The sequence below is a fragment of the Jiangella alba genome (assembly GCF_900106035.1).
GTDB lineage: Bacteria > Actinomycetota > Actinomycetes > Jiangellales > Jiangellaceae > Jiangella > Jiangella alba.
On sequence record NZ_FNUC01000001.1, the window covers coordinates 22,912 to 44,290 of the forward strand.

General features: G+C 72.3%; 22 protein-coding genes and 1 pseudogene. 5 read left to right on the forward strand and 18 right to left on the reverse strand.

Annotated features, from left to right (window positions below; genetic code table 11):
• Positions 1-90: 90 nt before the first annotated feature.
• Positions 91-1,212: a dual-specificity RNA methyltransferase RlmN gene (gene rlmN / locus BLV02_RS00110; RefSeq protein ID WP_069114048.1), complete on the reverse strand. Its 1,122-nt coding sequence runs from the start codon at positions 1,210-1,212 to the stop codon at positions 91-93.
• Positions 1,213-1,392: 180 nt separating this feature from the next.
• On the opposite strand from rlmN, the pseudogene BLV02_RS38160 reads away from it, so the two are divergent.
• Positions 1,393-1,546, forward strand: a pseudogene (locus BLV02_RS38160) (flavoprotein); the annotation flags it as partial.
• Positions 1,547-1,565: 19 nt separating this feature from the next.
• Here the strand turns inward: BLV02_RS38160 and BLV02_RS00120 are convergent.
• The 5 genes from BLV02_RS00120 to rpsB all read right to left on the reverse strand — a co-directional run bounded on the left by BLV02_RS00120 (position 1,566) and on the right by rpsB (position 5,819).
• Entirely contained in the window at positions 1,566-2,411 is an 846-nt protein-coding gene (locus BLV02_RS00120) for a phosphatidate cytidylyltransferase (protein ID WP_069114049.1), read from the reverse strand.
• A 25-nt stretch (positions 2,412-2,436) separates the two neighbouring features.
• Complete coding sequence (gene frr / locus BLV02_RS00125; RefSeq protein ID WP_069114050.1) at positions 2,437-2,994, reverse strand: ribosome recycling factor; 558 nt, start codon at positions 2,992-2,994, stop codon at positions 2,437-2,439.
• Between the two features lie 64 nt (positions 2,995-3,058).
• Positions 3,059-3,856 (reverse strand): UMP kinase, encoded by a 798-nt coding sequence (gene pyrH, locus BLV02_RS00130; protein WP_083289065.1) that lies wholly within the window; start codon positions 3,854-3,856, stop codon positions 3,059-3,061.
• Between the two features lie 52 nt (positions 3,857-3,908).
• Positions 3,909-4,733, reverse strand: coding sequence for a translation elongation factor Ts (gene tsf / locus BLV02_RS00135; RefSeq protein WP_069113922.1), 825 nt, complete (start codon positions 4,731-4,733; stop codon positions 3,909-3,911).
• A gap of 81 nt (positions 4,734-4,814) precedes the next feature.
• A complete protein-coding gene (gene rpsB, locus BLV02_RS00140; protein WP_069113923.1) occupies positions 4,815-5,819 on the reverse strand; it encodes a 30S ribosomal protein S2 in 1,005 nt (334 codons plus the stop codon).
• Positions 5,820-6,229: 410 nt separating this feature from the next.
• Here rpsB and BLV02_RS00145 point away from each other — a divergent pair, with 410 nt between their 5' ends.
• The 3 genes from BLV02_RS00145 to BLV02_RS00155 are packed head-to-tail and all read left to right on the forward strand — an operon-like array spanning position 6,230 to position 8,368.
• Complete coding sequence (locus BLV02_RS00145; protein WP_069113924.1) at positions 6,230-6,493, forward strand: helix-turn-helix transcriptional regulator; 264 nt, start codon at positions 6,230-6,232, stop codon at positions 6,491-6,493.
• A complete protein-coding gene (locus BLV02_RS00150) occupies positions 6,490-7,731 on the forward strand; it encodes a type II toxin-antitoxin system HipA family toxin (RefSeq protein ID WP_069113925.1) in 1,242 nt (413 codons plus the stop codon). Before BLV02_RS00145 ends, BLV02_RS00150 begins: the two co-directional genes overlap by 4 nt.
• A gap of 49 nt (positions 7,732-7,780) precedes the next feature.
• On the forward strand, positions 7,781-8,368 hold the full coding sequence (locus BLV02_RS00155; protein WP_069113926.1) for a hypothetical protein: 588 nt from the start codon (positions 7,781-7,783) through the stop codon (positions 8,366-8,368).
• Here the strand turns inward: BLV02_RS00155 and BLV02_RS00160 are convergent.
• The 5 genes from BLV02_RS00160 to BLV02_RS00180 are packed head-to-tail and all read right to left on the reverse strand — an operon-like array spanning position 8,355 to position 13,681.
• The gene (locus BLV02_RS00160; RefSeq protein ID WP_069113927.1) at positions 8,355-9,311 is read right to left on the reverse strand and encodes an ABC transporter ATP-binding protein; all 957 of its coding nucleotides are present in this window, start codon (positions 9,309-9,311) and stop codon (positions 8,355-8,357) included. The genes BLV02_RS00155 and BLV02_RS00160 overlap by 14 nt on opposite strands.
• On the reverse strand, positions 9,308-10,309 hold the full coding sequence (locus BLV02_RS00165; protein ID WP_069113928.1) for an ABC transporter ATP-binding protein: 1,002 nt from the start codon (positions 10,307-10,309) through the stop codon (positions 9,308-9,310). Before BLV02_RS00165 ends, BLV02_RS00160 begins: the two co-directional genes overlap by 4 nt.
• Positions 10,306-11,169, reverse strand: a complete 864-nt coding sequence (locus BLV02_RS00170; protein WP_069113929.1) for an ABC transporter permease — start codon at positions 11,167-11,169, stop codon at positions 10,306-10,308. The genes BLV02_RS00165 and BLV02_RS00170 overlap by 4 nt, the downstream gene beginning before the upstream one ends.
• Positions 11,166-12,119, reverse strand: coding sequence for an ABC transporter permease (locus BLV02_RS00175; protein ID WP_069113930.1), 954 nt, complete (start codon positions 12,117-12,119; stop codon positions 11,166-11,168). The genes BLV02_RS00170 and BLV02_RS00175 overlap by 4 nt, the downstream gene beginning before the upstream one ends.
• Positions 12,116-13,681, reverse strand: a complete 1,566-nt coding sequence (locus BLV02_RS00180) for an ABC transporter substrate-binding protein (protein WP_069113931.1) — start codon at positions 13,679-13,681, stop codon at positions 12,116-12,118. The genes BLV02_RS00175 and BLV02_RS00180 overlap by 4 nt, the downstream gene beginning before the upstream one ends.
• Before the next feature lie 633 nt (positions 13,682-14,314).
• On the opposite strand from BLV02_RS00180, the gene BLV02_RS37910 reads away from it, so the two are divergent.
• Positions 14,315-15,316: a peptidoglycan DD-metalloendopeptidase family protein gene (locus BLV02_RS37910; protein WP_069113932.1), complete on the forward strand. Its 1,002-nt coding sequence runs from the start codon at positions 14,315-14,317 to the stop codon at positions 15,314-15,316.
• A 233-nt stretch (positions 15,317-15,549) separates the two neighbouring features.
• On the opposite strand, the gene BLV02_RS00190 is transcribed toward BLV02_RS37910, so the two are convergent.
• From BLV02_RS00190 to BLV02_RS00220, 7 genes are all read right to left on the reverse strand, one after another.
• The gene (locus BLV02_RS00190) at positions 15,550-16,479 is read right to left on the reverse strand and encodes a tyrosine recombinase XerC (protein WP_069113933.1); all 930 of its coding nucleotides are present in this window, start codon (positions 16,477-16,479) and stop codon (positions 15,550-15,552) included.
• 148 nt (positions 16,480-16,627) lie between these two features.
• Positions 16,628-16,834: a dodecin family protein gene (locus BLV02_RS00195; protein ID WP_069113934.1), complete on the reverse strand. Its 207-nt coding sequence runs from the start codon at positions 16,832-16,834 to the stop codon at positions 16,628-16,630.
• Positions 16,835-16,912: 78 nt separating this feature from the next.
• Entirely contained in the window at positions 16,913-18,088 is a 1,176-nt protein-coding gene (gene dprA, locus BLV02_RS00200) for a DNA-processing protein DprA (protein WP_069113935.1), read from the reverse strand.
• Positions 18,085-19,620 carry a YifB family Mg chelatase-like AAA ATPase gene (locus BLV02_RS00205; RefSeq protein WP_069113936.1) on the reverse strand — a complete coding sequence of 512 codons (1,536 nt, stop codon included), beginning with the start codon at positions 19,618-19,620 and terminating at the stop codon, positions 18,085-18,087. Before BLV02_RS00205 ends, dprA begins: the two co-directional genes overlap by 4 nt.
• Positions 19,617-19,973, reverse strand: coding sequence for a YraN family protein (locus tag BLV02_RS00210; protein ID WP_069113937.1), 357 nt, complete (start codon positions 19,971-19,973; stop codon positions 19,617-19,619). The genes BLV02_RS00205 and BLV02_RS00210 overlap by 4 nt, the downstream gene beginning before the upstream one ends.
• A gap of 405 nt (positions 19,974-20,378) precedes the next feature.
• Entirely contained in the window at positions 20,379-20,687 is a 309-nt protein-coding gene (locus BLV02_RS00215) for a DUF2469 domain-containing protein (protein ID WP_069113938.1), read from the reverse strand.
• The gene (locus tag BLV02_RS00220) at positions 20,684-21,373 is read right to left on the reverse strand and encodes a ribonuclease HII (protein WP_069113939.1); all 690 of its coding nucleotides are present in this window, start codon (positions 21,371-21,373) and stop codon (positions 20,684-20,686) included. The genes BLV02_RS00215 and BLV02_RS00220 overlap by 4 nt, the downstream gene beginning before the upstream one ends.
• Positions 21,374-21,379 lie beyond the last annotated feature (6 nt).

The following is a 21,379-nucleotide window of genomic DNA, read 5'->3' on the forward strand; positions in this document are numbered from 1 at the left end:
TCGGGCGATTCCGCGGGCGGCGAGTCCAGCCAGCTCACCACTCGCGAAGCCGATATCCCCCGAGACCGGCCGAGCAAAGCGCAATGCATACTAATCACCAACGGTAGCCAACTGACCACATGCCCCGTCGATGTCGCTCCCCCGGGTGTCCCTGATGGTCACCGGAACACCCCGTTCCTCCAGCGCGGCGACGAACGCCGCCTCGTCCTCCGGCTTCGACGCGGTCCACTTCGAGCCGGGGGTCGGGTTCAGCGGGATGGGGTTGACGTGCACCCAGCCGCGGCCGCGCTCGTTCAGCAGCTTCCCGAGCAGGTCACCGCGCCACGCGTGATCGTTGATCTCGCGGATCAACGCGTACTCGATGGACACCCGCCGCCCGGTCTTCTCGAAGTAGGCGCGCGCGGCGTCGAGCGCCTCGCCGACCTTCCAGCGCGTGTTCACCGGCACCAGCTCGTCGCGCAACTCGTCGTCGGGCGCGTGCAGCGACAGCGCCAGCCGGACGCCGAGGTTCTCGGCGGCCAGCTTGTCGATGGCCGGCACCAGCCCGACGGTCGACACCGTCACCCCGCGCCGGCCGATGCCCAGCCCCGACGGCGCGGGGTCGGTCATGCGGCGCACGGCGGTGACGACGGCCTTGTAGTTGGCCAGCGGCTCGCCCATGCCCATGAAGACGACGTTGGTGACCCGTCCGGTTCCCCCGGCGATCTCTCCGTCGGCCAGCATGCGTTCGGCTGCCACGACCTGTTCGACGATCTCGGCCGCCGACATGTTCCGGGTCAGCCCCTGCTGTCCGGTGGCGCAGAACGGGCAGCTCATGCCGCAGCCGGCCTGGCTCGACACGCACAGCGTCACCCGCGGCCGGTCGCCCTGGTAGCGCATGAGCACGCTCTCGACGAGCGCGCCGTCGAAGAGCCGCCACAGCGTCTTGCGGGTGGTGCCGCCGTCGGTCTCGAGGTGTTTGACCGCCGTCGTGAGCGTGGGCAGCATCGACGCCGCCAGCGTGTCGCGCACGGCCGCCGGGACGTCCGTCATCTGCGCGGGGTCGTTGACGTGGCGGGCGAAATAGTGCCGCGAGAGCTGGTCGGCGCGGAAGGGCTGCTCGCCCAGTTCGGCCACTGCCTGGCGGCGGGCATCGACGTCGAGGTCGGCGAGATGGCGGGGCGGCTTGCCACGCCGGGCGGGAACGAGCGTGAGCTCACCGGGTCTGGGCATGATGGCGACCATTGTCCCACGTTCGGTGCGCTGATGACGTATGTCGAGGTCGAGGGGGCCGATCGGCCGGTGGCGCCACCGGCCGATCGGCGATGCACGTCGCCGCACCGAGCGGGCAGACTGCCACCATGCCTCCGTACCTCGCACTCTCGGCCCTGTGACCGGCCCTACGCTTGCCATGCCGTCGTCCCGGCAACGGCGAACACCGTCGCCGAGCTCGCACTGGGAATCGCCGACAACCAGGGTCTGACTCAGGTGTGCGAGGCCCTGGGCACGGGTCGTCCGCCCGTCGTGGTGTTCCCTCGCGTCAACGCCGCCCCATGCCAGGCATCCAGCAGCGATCGAGACCGCTGTCACGCCGTGACGACGTACTCCAGCACCAGCCACACCAGCGGCGCCGTCGGCAGCAGGGAGTCGAGGCGGTCCATCAGGCCGCCGTGGCCGGGCAGCAGCTGGCTCATGTCCTTGATGCCGAGGTCGCGCTTGATCAGCGACTCTCCCAGATCGCCCAGCGTGGCCCCGACGACGCCGGTGACGCCGAGGACGACGCCGGTCCACCAGGGCGCGTCGAACGCGTACACCGCCACCGGGACGGCCACGCCGACGCCGAGCAGCAGCGAGCCGCCGAACCCCTCCCACGACTTCTTGGGGCTGACGCTCGGCGCCATCGGGTGCCGTCCGGCCAGCACCCCGGCCAGCAGGCCGCCGGTGTCGGACGCCACCACGACGACCAGCAGCGCGAACACCCACCAGGCGCCGTCGTCGGGACGCAGCATGAGCATCGCGAACCCGGCCAGGAACGGCACGTAGACGCTGGTGAAGATGCCCGCCGACACGTCGCGCAGGTAGCCGGGACGAGGATCGCCCAGCCGCCACGCACACACCGCGGCCACCGTCAGCCCGAGGCCCACCAGCAGCGGCGAGCCGCCGCCGAGGTAGGCGCCGACCAGCATGAGCACCGTGCCCAGCACCACCGGGACGACCGGGACCTGGATGGCCCGCCCGCCCAGCGCCGTCGCCAGCTCCCAGACCGCCACCACCATGACGATGACGACGAAGCCCGCGAACGCCTGCTCCAGCAGGAACAGCGTGCTGAGCACGACGGCGCCCAGGCCGAGCCCGACCAGTGTCGCGGCCCGTAGGTCGCGCCCGGCCCGCCCGTGCCGGCGTGACCTGTTGCCCGGCGCTTCGTCCGTCATCACCACGTGTGTACTCGCCGGCACCTCAGACCTCGAGGAGCTCGGCTTCCTTGTGCTTGAGCAGGTCGTCGATCTGCTCGACGTAGGTCTTGGTCACCGTCTCCAGCTGCTTCTCCGCGCGCGCGACGTCGTCCTCGCCGGCCTCGCCGTCGCGGGCCAGCTTGTCGAGCGTCTCCTTGGCGTGCCGGCGCACGCTGCGGATGGACACCCGGGCGCCCTCGGCCTTCTCGCGGGCCAGCTTGATGTACTCGCGGCGCCGCTCCTCGGTGAGGGCGGGCAGCACGACACGCAAGATGTTGCCGTCGTTGGTGGGGTTGACGCCGAGGTCGGAGTCGCGGATGGCCCGCTCGATGGCCCCGAGCGAGCCCTTGTCGTAGGGCTGCACGGTGATCATGCGGGCGTCGGCCACGTGGAACGACGCGAGCTGGCTGACCGGGGTCGGCGCACCGTAGTAGTCGACCACGATCTTGTTGAACAGCGACGGATGAGCCCGGCCGGTGCGGATGGTGGCGAAATCATCCTTGCCGACGACTACGGCCTTCTCCATCTTCTCCTCGGCCTCGAGGAGGGTCTCGTCGATCACCACTACTCCTTCGCTTGCTGTGTGGCGACGATCCTAGAGGACCGCCCGGGCGCTGCCGCCTCGTTCAGGCCTCGACGACCGTCTCGATGTTCGAGGCGACCAAGGTACCGATGCGCTCGCCCCGGATGGCACGCGCGATGCCGTTCGGCTCGCCGAGCCCGAACACGACGATGGGCAGCTGGTTGTCCATGCACAGGCTGAAGGCGGCCGGGTCGGCGACGTTGAGCCGCTGGCGCAGGACGTCGGCGTAGGTGATGGTGCGGTACTTGCGGGCCGACGGGTCCTTGCGGGGGTCGGCCTCGTAGACGCCGTCGACGCCGTTCTTGCCCATGAGCAGACGGTCGCAGCCGATCTCCAGCGCGCGCTGGGCCGCGACGGTGTCGGTGGTGAAGTACGGCATGCCGGCGCCGGCGCCGAAGATGACGACGCGGCCCTTCTCGAGGTGCCGGGCGGCGCGGCGCGGGATATACGGCTCGGCGACCTGCCCCATGGTGATGGCGGTCTGCACCCGGGTGTCGACGTCGAGGTGCTCGAGGAAGTCCTGCAGCGCCAGGCAGTTCATCACCGTGCCCAGCATGCCCATGTAGTCGCCGCGGGCGCGGTCCATGCCGTGGTGCTGCAGCTCCGCGCCGCGGAAGAAGTTGCCGCCGCCGACCACCACGGCGACCTGCACGCCGTCCTTGACGACGACCTCGGCGATCTGCCCGGCGATGCCCTTGACCACCTCGGGGTCGACGCCGACGGCGCCGCCGCCGAACACCTCGCCGGACAGCTTCAGCAGCACCCGGGTGGGCGTGGCCTCGGGGGGTGCCTCGGGCGCGGCCGAGGCCGGCACCGGTGCGGTTCCGTCTGTCTCCGTCACGGTGCCGGCCTCCTGTGCGTCGAGATGGGCGGGTCCTGGGCTCGCCTGGCCGTCAGGCCTCGAGGCGGACGATCCGCTGGACGGTGACGCCGGCCTCGGCCAGCACGGCGCCGACCGACTTCTTCGACTCCTTCACCGACGGCTGGTCGACCAGCACGGTCTCCTTGAAGAAGCCGTTGACCCGGCCCTCGATGATCTTCGGCAGCGCCTGCTCGGGCTTGCCCTCTTCGCGGGCGGTGGCCTCGGCGATGCGCCGCTCGTTCTCGACGACGTCGGCGGGGACCTCGTCGCGGGTGGCGTAGGTGGCCTTCAGCGCGACGACCTGCATGGCGGCGTCGCGGGCGGCCTGCTGGGCCGCGTCGGAGCCGTCGGAGGTGTACACGACGTACGAGCCCACCTGGTACGGCAGGTCGGCGGCGCGGCGGTGCAGGTAGGTGGCGTACTCGCCCTCGACGACCGCGACGGCGCCGATCTCGATCTTCTCGCCCATGACGACGGCGGCGGCGTCGACCGCCTCGCCGACCTTGCGGCCGTCGGCCAGCGGGGCGCCCAGCAGCGCGTCGACGTCGGCCGGCTTGGCCTGAGCCGCGGCCGCGACGATGTCGGCGGCCAGCTTCTGGAAGTCTTCGTTCTTCGCGACGAAGTCGGTCTCACAGGCCAGCACGATCATGGCCGGGCCCTCGGCGGCGACCAGGCCGTTGGCCGTGGTGCGCTCGGCGGCGCGCTTGGCGGCCTTGGCGGCGCCCTTGATGCGCAGCGCCTCGATGGCCTGGTCGAAGTCGCCATCGGCCGCTTCGAGCGCCTTCTTGGCGTCCATCATGCCCGCACCGGTGGCATCGCGCAGCCGCTTGACGTCGGCCGCAGTGACGTTCGGCATCCTCACACTTCTCTCTGAATCAGTTCGCTGGTGTGGTCTGGTGACGGCCCGGGCGGGCGTCCGCCCGGGCCGCGGTGATCGTCAGGCCTGCTGCGTGGCCGGCTCGTCGGCCTGGACCTCGGCAGCCGCGTCAGCGACCGGCTCGGCGGCCGGCTCGTCGGCGGCCGGCGCCTCGGCCGCGGGGGCCTCGACAGCGGGGGCCTCGGCAGCGGGCGCCTCGGCAGCGGGCGCCTCAGCCGCGGGGGCCTCGGCGGCCGCGTCGGCCTCGGGAGCCGGAGCCGCCTCGGCGGCCGGCGCCTCGGCGACGGGCTGCGACTGGAGCAGCTCCTTCTCCCACTCGGCCAGCGGCTCGTCGGACGCCAGCTCGGCGCCGTCGGCCGCCTCGCCCCGCTGACCCGAGCGGCCCAGCAGGCCGTCGGCGACGGAGTCGGCGACGACGCGGGTCAGCAGGCTGACCGCGCGGATGGCGTCGTCGTTGCCCGGGATCGGGAAGTCGACCTCGTCGGGGTCGCAGTTGGTGTCGAGGATGGCCACGATCGGGATGCCGAGCTTGCGCGCCTCGTCGACGGCCAGGTGCTCCTTCTTGGTGTCGACGATCCACACCGCGCTGGGCACCTTGGCCATGTTGCGCACGCCGCCCAGGGTGCGCTCGAGCTTGTCCTTCTCACGCTTGCGCATGAGAAGCTCCTTCTTCGTCAGACCCGAGCCGGCGACGTCGTCGAAGTCGAGCTCCTCGAGCTCCTTGAGCCGCTGCAGCCGCTTGTTGACGGTCTGGAAGTTGGTCAGCATGCCGCCCAGCCACCGCTCGGTGACGTAGGGCATGTTGACGCGGGTGGCCTGCTCGCGCACGGCCTCCTGGGCCTGCTTCTTCGTGCCGACGAAGAGCACCGTGCCGCCGTGGGCGACGGTCTCCTTGACGAACTCGTAGGCGCGGTCGATGTAGGACAGCGACTGCTGCAGGTCGATGATGTAGATGCCGTTGCGCTCGGTGAAGATGAACCGCTTCATCTTCGGGTTCCAACGGCGGGTCTGGTGCCCGAAGTGCACGCCGCTCTCGAGCAGCTGACGCATGGTGACGACGGCCATGGCCTCGTCCCCTCCTCTCGCACCGGTCGCTTGCGCCCGATGCGTCGTTCCGGTTCATCGCGACGGTGGTCGGCCGCCGCGCCTGGTGCCCACCGGCCTACCGCCACCCGCCGTCCGCTTCGTGATGCGCGGACGTCAGGACCGACGACGAAGACCGTGCTCAGGGCACGCGAATTTGACCCAGGGAAACTGGGCCGTTCACAAGTGTACGGGACGGCGGCACCGGACCTCCAATGACCGGGGCGAACTCGCCCGCCGCCCGACTTGTGCCCGGAATGAGCGGCATAACGGCCCTCACGCTCGCCTCACGCCTCGCCTCCGCGCTTATGCCCGGCTTCTCGTGCATAACGCGACCGACCTTGGTAGAGTGGCGTCCTGAGCACCGCTGAGCTCGGAATGCGAGGCATATCATGCCGACCCCACGTCGCCGTGAGTCCGATCGCGCCGCCGCCGCATCGTCCGTGGCCAGGGAGATCTACGAACGCCGCCTCGCCCTCGGCCTCACCCAGCAGGAGGTCGCCGACCTCGCCGGCCTCGCCCGATCCAGCCTGCAGTCGCTCGAGTCCGGCCGCGCGTCGAGCCGGCTCGGCTCGCTGCTCGCGGTGGCCGACGTCCTGGGCTGCACGATCGCCCTCATCCCCCGGTCCGAGACCATGGGTGGGCACGCGCTGTGAGGCCCACCGATCTCAGGTCCGTCGACGACGCCGTCGTCTACAAGGGCGGCCGGCAGGCGGGCACCCTGCGCCGCGACGGCACCGACGTCGTGTTCGGCTACCTCGACGACTACCTCGCCGACACCTCGGCCCCGCAGCTCGCGTGGACCATCCCCAAGGCCGCCACCGAGGTCCGTTCCAGCGCCGAGAGCGTCCCGCCGTTCTTCGCCGGGCTGCTGCCCGAGGGCGTGCGGCTCCGCGCGGTCGTCACGGGCACCCGCACCTCCGAGGACGATCATCTGACGCTCCTTCTCGCGGTGGGCGCCGACGCCGTGGGCGACGTCAGCGTCGTTCCGCCGGGCACGCCGTTCGGCGACTCCGCACCCGCGCTCGACCTGGACGCCGCCGGGGTGGCCGATCTGCGCGAGGTGTTCGACCGCATCGTCGGCGCCGACTCGCTCTCCTATGACCAAGCCGCCATCCCGGGCGTCCAGCCCAAGGTGTCGGCCGCGATGATCTCCTCCCCGCTGTGGACCACGAGCGGCCCGGCGATCCTCAAGCTCACCCCGGACCGCGACTACCCCAGGCTGGTCGAGAACGAGGACTTCTTCCTCCGCATGGCCCGCGCCTGCGAGCTGACGACCCCCGCGCATCGGCTGATCCACGACCGTCACGGCCGCTCCGGACTCGTGGTCCTCCGCTTCGACCGCGCGCTCGACGGCGGGACGGAACGGCGGCTCGCGCAGGAGGACGCGTGTCAGGTCATGGGGGTGTATCCGGCGAGCAAGTACCGGCTGCGCACCCAGGACGTCATCGCCGCCCTGGCCGGCCGGTGCGAGTCGGGCGGCGGTTCCCGGCAGGCCGCCACGGTCCGGCTCCTCCAGCTCGTCGCGTTCTCGTACCTCATCGGCAACGGCGACCTGCACGGCAAGAACTTCTCCATCCATCGCCCGCTCGACGGCCCGTGGGAGCCGACACCGGTCTACGACCTCGTGTCGACGCAGCCGTACCTGAGCTGGCGCGACCCGATGGCGCTCGACCTGTACGGCCGGGCCAACCGCCTGAACCACCGTCACCTCGTCGACGCCGGAGAGCGACTCGGCGTCACCGCGCGGGCGGTCTCTCGCATGCTCGCCCGGCTGACGGCCCGGGCGGCGGGCTGGCCCGTCCGGGTCGGCGAGATCGGCCTGGAGCCACGCGCCACGGAACTCCTGCACGACACCATCGTGCGAAGGATCGGCGAACTGACACCCGGCTGACCGCCCGCCGTTCACCGCGGGTTCACGGGCGTGCGGTTGGCTGCCGGACGTGCTGCCCGCCCATCCGTTCGGCCCACCGCTGGTCGCCACCCTCAGCGCCGACGGCGACCAGGTCACGTTGCAGTGGGTCGCCGCCGAGGACGACTGGGTGTCGCTGGGTGAGCACGTCGGCGCGTTCGACGTGCCCGGCGCCGACGCGCTGACCGGGGCCGAGCTGCTGGCCCGCTCCCCCGGCGTCACCGACTACCTGCTCGAGCACCTGACGGTCGCGCAGGACGGCGCCGCCTGTGCGGGCCGCGTCGACGCCGTCGACCCGCTGGGCGAGGGCGCGCGGCTGGTGTTCGACTGCGCCGCACCGGTCGCCGACGTGGAGCTGACGGTGTCGGCGCTGACCGACCTCAACGAGAGCTACCGGACCGTCGTCTCCACCGAGGGGTCGGACGCGCAGACGCTGTTCACCGCCGACGAGCCGACGCGGCCGTGGGACTTCGCCGCCGGTGACGGCACCTCCTCGGCGCTGCCGTTGCTGGTCGCGGCCGGGCTGTTGCTGCTGGTCGGCGCCGTCGCCGGGGTGTTCTGGTGGCGACGGACGGCCGCGAAGGCGCCGCAGCCGGCGCCGGCCGTCACCGGTCCGTGACGCCGTGCAGGTGGCAGGCCGCGGCCTGCTCCGGCCCGGTCGGCTGCAGGACGGGGTCGTGCTCCGGGCACGGCTCGAACGCCTTCGGGCAGCGGGTCCGGAACCGGCAGCCCGACGGCGGGTCGGCCGGGCTGGGCACGTCGCCGCGCAGCACGATGCGCTGCCGCGTCCGCTCGCGACCGGGCTCCGGCACCGGGACCGCCGACACCAGCGCCTCCGTGTACGGGTGCGCGGGCGCGGACGACACCGAGGCCCCGGCGCCGAGCTCGACCACGCGGCCCAGGTACATGACGGCGACGCGGTCGGCCACCTGCCGCACGGCCGCGAGGTCGTGCGAGACGAACAGGTAGGTCAGCCCGAACTCGCGCTGCAGCCGCACCAGCAGGTTCACCACCTGCGCCTGCACGGACACGTCGAGCGAGGCGATCGGCTCGTCGCACACGACGAACTCCGGCTCGCCGGCCAGCGCCCGGGCGATGCCGACCCGCTGCCGCTGGCCGCCGGAGAACTCGTGCGGGTAGCGGCTGCCGTGGTCCGGGTTCAGCCCGACGACCTCCATCAGCTCGCCGACGCGGGCCCGCCGCGCGGCCCGTCCCCGATGCAGCTGGTGGATGGCCAGCGGCTCGCCGATCGACTCGGCGACGGTGCGCCGGGGGTCCAGCGACGCGTACGGGTCCTGGAAGATCATCGCGGTGCGCCGGCGCAGCGCCCGCAGCTCGCGCCGTCCGGCCGCCGTCACGTCCAGGCCGTCGAACTCCACCGTCCCGTCAGACGGCTCGACCAGCCGCAGCAGGGCGTTGCCCAGCGTCGACTTGCCGCAGCCGGACTCGCCCACCAGCCCCAGCGTCTCGCCGCGCCGGACCTCGAGGTCGACGCCGTCGACGGCGCGCACCGGGCCGAAGTGCACCCGCAGGTCACTGGCCCGCACCAGCACGTCGCTCATCGCGCCACCTCCGCCGTGTAGAACGTGGCCGCACGGTGCTCGGCGGTGCTGCCGGGCACCGGCGCCAGCGGCGGCGGCTCGGTCGCGCACCGGGCGTCGGCGCGGACCGGGCAGCGCGGGTGGAAGGCGCAGCCCGGCGGCAGGGCGACCGGGTCGGGCGGCAGTCCGGGCATCGTCACCAGCTCGTCCCGCTCGCGCGCCGGACGCGGGTCGTCCACCACCGGCAGCGCGCCGAGCAGCCCGCGCGTGTACGGGTGCGCGGGCCGGCCGAACAGCTCGTCGACGGCGCCCTCCTCGACGCAGCGGCCGGCGTACATGACGACGACGTGGTCGGCGATGCCGGCGACGACGCCGAGGTCGTGGGTGATCCAGACGACGCCCATGCCGTGCTCGTCCTGCAGCCGCTCGATCAGCTCCAGGATCTGCGCCTGGACGGTGACGTCGAGCGCCGTCGTGGCCTCGTCGGCGATCAGCACCTTCGGGTTGCCGGCCAGCGCGATCGCGATCATCACCCGCTGGCGCATGCCGCCGGAGAGCTGGTGCGGGAACGCGCGCAGCCGGGCGGACGCGTCGGGGATGCCGACCTCGGTGAGCAGCTCCGCGGCGCGCGAGCGGACGCCGTCGTCGGAGACCTTCTCGTGCGCCCGCAGCGCCTCGCCGATCTGCCGCTCGAGCGTCAGCACCGGGTTCAGCGAGGTCATCGGGTCCTGGAAGACGACGCCGATGCCGGCGCCGCGGACCTTGCGCAGCTCCTCCTCGGAGCGGCCGATCAGCTCGTCGCCGTCGAAGATCGCGCTGCCGCGTACGTCGGCGGTGCCGGGCAGCAGGCCGAGCAGCGCCAGCGAGCTGACGCTCTTGCCCGACCCCGACTCCCCGACGACGGCGAGCGTGCGGCCCGGGTGCAGCTCGAACGAGAGGCCGTTGACGACGCGGGCCGGGCCGCGGCGGGTGCGGAACGCGACGTGCAGGTCGTCGACGGCGAGCAGCGGGGTCGTCATGCGCTCACCCCCGTGCCTGCCATGGCCTGACGTTGCCGCGGGTCCAGCACGTCGCGCAGCGCGTCGCCCAGCACGTTGAACGCGAGCACCGTCACGAAGATCGCCAGGCCCGGGAAGACCGCCATCCACCAGGCCTGTTCCACGAAACCGCGGCCCTCGGCCAGCATGCGGCCCCACGACGGGTCCGGCGGCTGGGTGCCGAGGCCGACGAAGCTCAGCGCCGCCTCGGAGAGGATCGCGAACGCCAGGCTGATCGACGTCTGGACGATGATCGGCGCCGTCACGTTCGGCAACACGTGCCGGCCGATGATGCGCAGGTCGCCGGCGCCGGCCGAGCGGGCCGCCTTCACGTAGACCTCCTCGCGGACGCTGAGCACGCTGGCCCGGGTGATGCGGGCGAAGATCGGGGTGTAGACGATGCCGATGGCGATCATCGCGTTCGTCGAGCCGGGCCCGAGAATCGCCAGCACCGCGATCGCCATCAGCATCGCCGGGAACGCGAACAGCACGTCCGACAGCCGCATCAGCACGTCGTCGACCCAGCGGCCGTAGTAACCGGCCAGCAGGCCGATCAGCACGCCCGCGACCAGCGAGATCCCGACGGCGACGGCGCCGACGCGCAGCGACACCTCAGCGCCCAGGATCACCCGCGACAGCACGTCGCGGCCCAGCTCGTCGGTGCCGAACCAATGGTCGCCGCTGGGGCCCTGCAGCCGGTTGCTGACGTCGGTCGCGGTGGCGCTGTACGGGGCCAGCTGCTCGCCGAGGAACGCCGTCACGATCAGGACGACCAGCACCGCGGCCGCCACGATCGCCGTCGGGCCGCGGAACAGCAGCTTGAGCGTCTCGGCGGCTCTCATCGCGCGCTCCTGTACGTGATGCGCGGGTCCAGCCGTGCGTATGCGAGGTCCACGACCAGGTTGACCAGCAGGAAGATGACGGCGAACAGCAGGACCGTGCCCTGCAGCACCGGGTAGTCGCGCGACTCGACCGCCTGGAAGGCCAGTTGCCCGAGCCCCGGCCAGGCGAACACGTACTCCACCACGACGACGCCGGACAGCAGGTACGCGAGCTGCACGCCGCCCACCGTCACCAGCGGGACCAGCGCGTTGCGCAGCACGTGCCACGTCAGCACGTCGCGGGCGCGCATGCCCTTCGCCCGGGCGGTCCGCACGTGGTCCTGGCCGAGCGACTCCAGGACCGACGAGCGGACGAACCGGGTGAGGATGGCGCCGCTGGACACGCCCGCCGCGATGGCCGGCAGGATCAGGTGCCGCGCCCACTCGACCGGGTCCTCGGTCAGCGGGACGTAGCCGGCCGACGGCAGCCAGCCCAGCGTCCCGGCGAAGACCAGGATGAGCAGGATGCCGAGCCAGAAGTCCGGCACGCTCAGCCCGGCCTGGCTGGACAGGCTGGCGAACCAGTCGACCGGCTTGCGCGGGTTGAGCGCCGAGAGCGTGCCGAGCGGGATCGCGATCAGCAGCGCCACGATGATCGCCGCGACGGCGAGGCTCAGCGTCGCCGGCAGGCGCTCCAGGATCAGCGACAGCACCGTCTCGCCGGTGCGGAAGCTGACCCCGAAGTCGCCGACGGCCGCGTTGCCGATCCACGTCACGAACTGCAGGGGCACCGGGTCGTCCAGGCCCGCACGCTCGCGCAGCGCCTCGTACGTCGCCGGGTCGGCCTGCTGGCCGAGCGCGGCGCGGATCGGGTCGCCCGGCACCAGCTGCATGATCGCGAAGACCAGCACGCTGACGCCGAGCAGCACCGCGACCGACTGAGCCAGCCGCCGCAGCGCGTACCTCGTCACTCCGGCAGCCTCACGGTCTCGAAGTTGATCGCCTTGTCCGCGCGGATCTCGTAGCCCTCCAACCCGGGCGCCCACGCCTGCACGACGTCGGGGTTGTACAGGTACAGGTAGCTGACGTCGTCGACGATCAGCTCGGCCGCCTGGTCGTAGAGCGTCTTGCGGGCGTCCTGGTCGGTCTCGGCCGCCGCCTGGTTCAGCAGGTCGTCGACCTCGGGGTTGCAGTAGCCCTGGAAGTTCGACGTGCCCTCACAGACGTGCTGGGCGTGGTAGAAGCCGAACGGGTCCAGGTTGCCCAGCCAGCCGAGCAGGAACGCGTCGTAGTCGCCGGCGGCCTGGCGGTCCAGCCAGGTGGCGAACGCCTCCTGCTCGATGCCGATCTCGACGCCGACCTCGGCCAGCTGCGCCTGGATGACCTGGGCGGCCTGGACCGTCTCGGGGTACTCGTCGGTGACCATGAGAGCCATGGGCTGCGGGCTGCTGGTGCTGTTGGCCCCGATGAGCTCGGCCGCCTGGTCGGGGTCGTGCTCGAACGGGGCGTACTCGTGGAACCAGCGGCTCTGCTCCGGGATCGCCGTCTGGTTCGTGGTGGCCGCGCCGAACCGTGCCGCCTCGGTGACCTCGTCGCGGTCGATGCCGAACGCGACGCCGCGGCGGAAGTCGCGGTTGTCGAACGGCGGCTTCGTCTGGTTCATCGCGAGGTACCAGTAGTCGACGCTCGGCGTGACGCCCAGCTCGACGTCCTCGTCGTCCTGCAGCCCCTCGATGTCCTGCGGCGGCACGTTGTCCGTCCAGTGGACGTCGCCGGAGCGCAGCGCCGTCAGGGCCGCCGCCGGCTCGCTGACGTACTGGAACTCCACGCCGTCGACGAGCGCGGGGTCGCCCCAGTAGTCGTCGTAGCGGGCCAGCGTGACGCCGTTGGCGCCGGCGTCCTCGAGCGTGAACGGCCCCGTGCCGACGGCCTGCGTCGCGAGGTCGGTGGCCTCGGCCGCGCCCTCCGGGATGATCGACATGCCCTTGAAGCCGCCGATGTTGTCGAGCAGCGCCGGGGTGGGCGCGGTGAGCGTGATCGTGACCGTCTGCGGGTCGGTCGCCTCGACGCTCGCGACGCTGGCGAACCGGTAGGCGTTGGCCAGCTGCTCGTTGATGATGCGGTTGTACGAGTAGACGACGTCGGCCGCCTCGAAGGTGCTGCCGTCGTGGAAGGTGACCCCCTCACGGAGGGTGAAGGTCCACGTCAGGCCGTCCTCGCTGGTCGTCCACTCGGTCGCGAGGCTGGGCTGGAACTCCCCCTCCGCGTCCGGCACGACGAGGGTGTCGTAGACGTTCTCGAGCACCTGGAAGCTGGCGTAGGCCTGGGTCTTGTGCGGGTCGAACTGGTCCGGCTGCGCCGAGATCGCCGCGATGAGGGTGCCGCCGTCCCCGCCTTGGTCGTCTCCGCCCTCGCTCTCGCCCCCGCCCGCCGGATCGTCCACGTTGACGTCGTCACCGCCGCCACAACCCGCGCTGACCAGCGCGATCACCGCAAGAGCGACCGCATGACCACGGACCTTGCCACGATTCATATCAGCATCCATACCCGTCTGCTCGCATCATTCACGTCGCGCTTCGTCACACCGGTCTCACCCTCGACCCTTCCGGCCCGGGGGGTGGGGTCGTCCAGTCGAGCCCCGCGCGGCCCCACCTTCGTTGCGACTTCGTGATGCACCTGTGAGCGGATCGCCCGGCGTGTCGCTGGCGCCCCGTTATCCACAGCCCCACCCACTTCGCCGACTTGTCCCCAAATCCGCTCCGCCCCACTGCGCCGGCTCGGCTCGCCGCGTTGGCTCGCAGACATGACCCCTCTACTCGTCTTCGCCCTCACTCTTTCCGCCGCTCTCTCCCCAGTCCCCGTTGGCGCGCTGTCTGCGGCCTCCCCGCCGGTGATCAGCGCCCCGCCGCCCGCCACCGCACCACCAACGGCAACCAGCCCTCCACCCGCTGTTCTCCCTGCCGCCGCCAGCCCACCGCCTGCTACCCCGCCGCACCCCGCGTTCTCCCCCGGCACCGACCAAGCCCGAACCGCCCTCGCGCCTGCCGCCGCAAGTAGCCTTCCGCCCGCCGCCACGCCCCTCCCCGCGTCCCCCTTCGTCGTCGCATCGGCAGACACCCTTCCAAGAGCGCCGGCCAGCCCTTTACCGCTGGCCGCTCTCCCCTCGATGCCGCCGACGAACGCCGGCTGGGTCTATCCCGTCGGCCCACCGGGCGGTCCAGCCGAGGTCGTCAACGGGTTCGATCCGCCGGAGCACGCGTGGTCCGCCGGCCACCGCGGCGTCGACCTCGCGGCGACCGCCGGCGCCGAGGTTCGTGCGGCCGGCCCCGGCACCGTCACGTACGCCGCCCCGATCGCCGGCCGCGGCGTCGTCGTCATCGATCACGGCACGCTGCGCACCAGCTACGAGCCCGTCACCCCCATCGTCGGCGTCGGCGATGAGGTCGGTGCGGGCCAGCCGATCGGCGTCCTCGAGTCGGCCGGCAGCCATTGCACGCCCGCCGCCTGCCTGCACTGGGGCGCGCGGGAGGGCGAGCAGTACACCGATCCGCTCGCGCTGGTCGGCGGCGGGCCGGTGCGGCTGCTCCCGCTCGGCCCGCGCACCCTCACCGGCGATCCGCCACCCCCGCCGTCGCAGTCACCCGAGTCGGGCGGGTTGGCCTGGCCGGTCGCCGCTCCCCGCGTCACGTCTCCGTACGGCATGCGGGTCCATCCGATCACCGGCGAGCGCAAACTCCATGACGGCGTCGACGTGGCCGCCGCGTGCGGTGCACCGATCCGCGCATCCGCCGCCGGGCGGGTGATCGACGCCGGCGAACGAGGGGCGTACGGGCTGCAGCTCACGGTCGACCACGGCCGCGTCCGCGGCGCGCCCCTCAGCACGTCCTACAGCCACCTGTCGGCGTTCTCGGTGGCCGCCGGCCAGCCGATCCGGGCCGGCCAGGTCATCGGGCGCGCCGGCACCACCGGGCTCTCGACCGGTTGCCACCTGCACTTCATGCTCTACGCCACCGGCCGAGTCACCGACCCCGTGCCCTGGCTCCCAGCGGCCTCGGTCGCGACGACTTACCTCGCCAAGGTTCCACGCGAGGCCGACCACAGTCGACGCCCCACTCATCGCACAAGCGCACACCCAGAGCGGAATCAGCCAGCGACGGGACGCAGGTGATCACCTCATGCCCTCGTCCGTGCAGCAGATCCTTTGCCAAGCCCACGAACTGACCCGTGTCCTCGGAAGCGCGAGCCATGCAACTCGAGAGGCGGCCTCTCACCAGTCGGCGACCACAGCAAACCCTGACCGAGCGCAGAGGCGCACCTGCTGGGCGCCATGGACGTCAGGCGGCCCAGGGGCCGAATCGAAGTGGGCTGCCGACGTCCTGGGAGTCGGCCGGTGGAGGGGCTTCAGGCGCGCGGATGCGCCTGCTTGTACACCTTGCGCAATCGGTCGACCGAGACGTGGGTGTAGATCTGCGTCGTGCCGAGGGAGGCGTGGCCGAGCAATTCCTGAACGCTGCGCAGATCGGCGCCGCCCTCCAGGAGATGGGTCGCGGCGGTGTGACGGAGTCCGTGCGGGCCCAGGTCAGGCGCGCCGGGCACCGCTCGGAGCCGCTGGTGGACGACGGTGCGTGCGGCGCGCTGGTCGAGCCGGCCACCACGGACGCCGACGAACAGGGCGGGGCCGGCGGCGGGTGCGGCCAGCTTCGGCCGGCCCGCGCGCAGCCACGCGTCGAGCGCCTCGGCCGCCGGCACGCCGTACGGCACCGTGCGCTCCTTGCGCCCCTTGCCGAGCACGCGCACGACCCGGCGGCCGTCGTCGAGGTCGTCGACGTCCAGGCCGACCAGCTCGCCGACGCGGATGCCGGTGGCGTAGAGCAGTTCCAGGAGTGCGTGGTCGCGCAGGTTCACCGGGTCGCCGTCAGAGGCGTCGTCGGCGGCCGCGTCCATCAGCGTCGAGGCCTCGCCCGCGCGCAGCACCTCGGGCAGCGCCCGGCGCGCCTTCGGCGTTGCGAGCACAGCGCCGACGTCTTCGGCGAGCAGCCCGCTGCGGTGCGCCCACGCAGTGAACACCCGCGCCGCCGACGCCCGCCGCGCGATCGTGGCGCGCGACCGGCCGAGCGTGCTCTGCCGAGCCAGCCAGCTGCGCAGCGTGGCGAGGTCGAGCTGGCCGATCTCGGTGCGCCCCAGCTTCGCCAGGTGCTCCATCAATGCCGCGATGTCGCCGGTGTAGGCGCGGATCGTGTGCTCGGACCGGTCCCGTTCCGCCGCCAGATGCCGCGCGAACCCCACGACCGCGCCGGCCAGCGCCTCGGGCAGCTCCTCGTCGGCGTCCATGCCTCCAGGATCACCCGTCGACGCGCTCGGACGGCGCCGCCACGCGGGACAGCGGCCGGCCCGCCCGCTGTGGAGCCACGCGGCCGTCGCCGGATGCCGACAGCGGTGCCGACCAGCGTCGGCCGGCACCGCCGGACGAGCAGCGGCGTCAGTCGTCGAGGACGAAGGTGACCTCCAGGGCCACCTGGTACGCGACGATCTCGCCGTCGCGGACCTCGACCTTCTGGTCCTTGACCCAGGCACCCGAGACATTGCGCAGCGTCTGGTTGGCGCGCGCGATGCCCAGGCGGACCGCGTCGTCGAAGCTCGTCTCGGAGCGAGCGCTGATGTTGGTGATACGTGCGACAGAGCCCATGAGCGGTTCCCCTCTCCCTGCCGGCGCCGCCGGATGGCGTGGCGCCCATTGGGTCCATGCATACCCCTTCCAGCCTGGTCATGTGCGGGTTTCCAGCGGACTGATCGTCGAACCGAGCCGCCAGCCGGCGTCCTCGCGGGTTACCCAGCCGGCGGCGGCCAGCTCACGCAGCGCGGTCGCGACGGTCCGGGCGGGCAGGCCGGTGCGGCGGGCGAGACCCGCGACCGTCTCGACGGCACCGACCTGCATCCACTCGCGGACCATCGCGTGCGCGGGCAGGAGGTCGTCGATGGGCCGGGACTCGCACTCGGGGTCGGGCGGCGTGTGCTCGCCGATGCGCCCGACGGCCTCGAGCACGTCGGTCACGCCGGTGACCAGGGTTCCGGCACCGTCGCGGACCAGTCGATGGCACCCCGCGGAAAGCGCCGACGTGATGGGCCCGGGCACGACGAGCGTCTCGCGGCTGAGCTTCTGCGCCCACCCGGCCGTGCTGAGCGCGCCGGACCGCGGCGCCGCCTCGACGACGACCGTGCCGGCGCTCAGCGCGGCGATGATGCGGTTGCGCGCGAGGAACCACGCGCGCATCGGCCGGCTGCCCGGCGGCACTTCGCTGATGATCAGGCCGTCGGCCGCGATGCGTTCGAGCAGCTGGCCGTGGGTGCGCGGATACGGCACGTCGACGCCGCAGGCGAGGACGGCTATCGTCTGGCCGCCGACGCCGAGTGCGCCCCGGTGGGCGGCGGCATCGATGCCGTACGCGGCACCCGAGACAACCGTGCGCCCGGCCAGCGCGAGATCGGTCGCCAGATCGGACGCGACCCGTCCGCCGTAACGCGAGCAGGCCCGCGACCCGACCATCGCGACCGCCGACTCGGCCAGCGCCGCGAGGTCGCCGTCACCGGACAGCCACAGCCCCAGCGGCGGCGGGACGACGTCGGCGTAGTCGAGCGTGGCCGCCATGTCGTCCAGCGGGACCGGCCATCCCGGCTCGCCCGGACACAGGTACCGGATGCCGAGGTCATCGGCGCGTTCCAGTACCTCCGCGCCGTCGACGTACTCGGCCCGTCGCTGCAGGACGCGGGACCGATCGAGAGAGTCGTCGCCGCCGAGGACGGCCTGCCACGTCGCCTCGGCGCCGTGGTCGCGCACCCGCAGGGCGATGCGTTCGTCGCCCGGCTCCGTGACGGCGGACAGCCCGGCCCGGGCGACGCGATCAGCGGGCGACTCGGCGACGTGGAGCTGCTCGGCGCTCATACGGGTTCCCCCAGCCGGAGCCGGAGTGCCTTGTGAACGTCCTCGGCGGTCGGACGGTCGCGGCCGGCGAGGTCGGCGATGGTCCAGGCGACGCGCAGGACGCGGTCGACCCCACGCAGGGTGAGGCTGCCGTCGCGGACCCTGGCGAACGCCGGCGCGGTGATGTCGGCCGGCAGCTTCAGCTCTCGCCGCAGGTACGGGCCGGGCAGTTCGCCGTTGCACCGCCACGGCGTGCCGCGCAGCCGTCGCTCCTGCCTGGCCCGGGCCTCGGCGACGCGATCGGCGACCACTTTGCTGGGCTCGGCGGCGGTGTCGAGTTCGGCCATGGTGGGAGCGTCGACGTCGACGCGGAGGTCGACGCGGTCGCGGACCGGGCCGGACAGCCGCTGCCCGTACCTGCGCACGGAGTCGGGTTTGCAGGTGCACTCGCGGACCGTGCTGCCGAAGTTGCCGCACGGGCACGGGTTCTGCGCCATCGCCAGCAGGAACCGGGCCGGGAACACCGACGTGGACTCGGACCGGGCCAGCGTCAGGGTTCCGCTCTCGAGCGGCTGGCGCAGGGAGTCGAGGATGCGCGCCGGGAATTCCGGCACCTCGTCGAGGAAGAGGATGCCGCGGTGCGCCAAGCTGGCTGCGCCGGGCGCCGGCACGCGTGAGCCGCCGCCGACGATCGCGACCAGCGACGACGTGTGGTGCGGGTCGACGAACGGCGGGCGCACGATCAGCGGACGGCCCGGCGGCAGCACGCCGGCGAGCGAGTGAATGGACGTGACCTCCAGCGACTCGTCGAGGGAGAGGTCGGGCAGCAGCGACGGCAACCGCTGCGCCAGCATGGTCTTGCCCGAGCCGGGTGTGCCGGACAACAGCAGATGGTGATGGCCGGCGGCGGCGATCTCGACCGCGCGCTTCGCGGCGTCCTGACCGGCCACGTCGGCGAGGTCGAGCGACCCGCCCTCGGCGCCCGGCGGGAGCACGTCGGGCGTCTGGTCGAGTTCGTCGCGCACCTCGTCGGGAATCTCGGCGCCACGAAGGTGCGCGAGCACCTGGCGTAGCGACCGGGCACCGAACACGCGCATACCCGGGATCAGCTGCGCCTCGGCCGCATTGGGCTCAGGGACGACGACGCGGGTCAAGCCGGCGCGGTCGGCGGCCAGGACGGCGGGGAGCACGCCGCGGACCGGGTGCAACCGCCCGTCGAGCGCCAGTTCGCCGAGGAACAGCACGCCGTCGAGGGCGGCCGATGGCACGTCTTCGGCCGCCGCGAGGATGGCGACCGCGACGCCGAGGTCGAAGTGGCTGCCGCGCTTGGGCAGCGCGGCCGGCGACAGGCTGACGGTGATGCGCTGCAGCGGCCACGTCTCGCGGCTGGACATGACGGCGGCGCGGACGCGGTCGCGCGCCTCGTACAACGACGCGTCCGGCAGCCCGACCAGCGAGAACCCGGGCATGCCGCCGATGTGCACCTCGATGTCGACCACCGTGCCCCGCACGCCGACGATCGTCACGCTGCGACAGCGAGCCAGGCGGGTCATTGCGCACCTCGCACGTGGACAACCTGCGGCCGCTTGTATCGAAGCCGGTGAACGGCGATGACGTCGACCCGGAGGGCCGCGCCCACGCGGCCTGCTTGCTCGCGCCAGCGCAGGGCGAGGCGGTACAGCCGGGCCAGCTTCTCAGGCGTGACGGCGTCGAGACCCGAGCCGAAGCCCAGACCACTGCGCGTCTTGACCTCACAGACGACGACTGTGGCGCCGTCGAGCGCGACGATGTCGATCTCGCCGATGTCGCAGCGCCAGTTGCGTTCGAGCACGACGAATCCGGCCTGCTCCAGATGCTCCGCGGCGACCTGTTCGCCGTAGATGCCGACGGTGTCCTTGACTCGCACCGGCCTCACCTCCCGCTACGAGCCTTGCCGGATCGGGCGGACGATTCGACCTCGAAATCGCCGAATGTGGATAACCGGAGGAATCGGGTGGGGCTGTGGACGAGCGGCGGGCGGAAGGGATGGACGAGCAGGGACGGAGGCGGGCGGACGGCCCGCGCCCGGAGGTCAGCAAACGAAACCGGTGGCGGGCGGCCCCTGCCGTCGAACGGTGGTCAGCAGACGGACGACTGAGTAGGACGGCGGCGCACGGGCCAGCGGCGACCGACCGCGAGTGGCTGACACCCGGCGGTCGACGGACGGACCGGCGGACCGTTCAGGGGCCCAGGCGGCGCGACCGCGATGGCGAACGGAGCGGGCCGAAGCCGACAGCAGGCTCAGGCGGCCGACGCCGGCAACGCGAAGCCGTCAGGACTTGGGGATCTCGAGGTCGCTCTTCGCCAGTTCCTCCACGTTCACGTCCTTGAACGTGACGACCTTGACGTTCTTGACGAAGCGGGCCGGGCGGTACATGTCCCAGACCCAGGCGTCGCTCATGGTGACCTCGAAGTAGACGTCGCCGCCTTCGCCGCGGACCTGGAAGTCGACGTTGTTGGTGAGGTAGAAGCGGCGCTCGGTCTCCACGACGTACGAGAACAGGCCGACCACGTCGCGGTACTCGCGGTAGAGGGAGAGCTCCATCTCGGTCTCGTACTTCTCGAGATCCTCAGCACTCATAGGTCGGGTTCCCCTTTCCAGCCTTCGTCTCCAAGGGATACCACGCGCGCGACGTTGGCGTAGGACCGACGGTGAACCGGGCTGGGCCCGTGTGCCGTCAGCGCCTGCTGATGATCGTCGGTCACGTAGCCCTTGTGCGCGTCGAACCCGTAGGCGGGCCACTGTTCGTGCAGGTCACACATGATTCGGTCGCGGGTGACCTTGGCGATGACGGACGCCGCTGCGATGCAGGCCGCCACTTGGTCACCCTTCCACATCGCGAGCCCGGGCACGCCGAGGCCGGTGACCGGGAAGCCGTCGGTGAGCACGTACGACGGCGCGGGGTCGAGGCGGGCGAGGGCGCGGCGCATGGCGATGATGTTGCTGCGGTGCAGCCCGACGCGGTCGACCTCGTCGGGCGGGACGATGATGACGGACCAGGCGACGGCGCGGGCCATCACCTGCTCGTAGGCGCGCTCGCGCGCCAGCGGGGTGAGCAGCTTGGAGTCGGCCAGTCCGGGCACCTCACCCCGTTTGCCCGGCGCGAGCACGGCGGCACCGACGACGAGCGGGCCGGCGCACGCGCCCCGTCCGGCCTCGTCGGCGCCCGCGACCGGCGCGAACCCGGACCGGGCCAGCGTGCGCTCGTAGGCGTACAGTCCGGCGTCGCGCCGGACCAGGATGCGTCGTCGGGCGAGTGTGGGCATGACGGA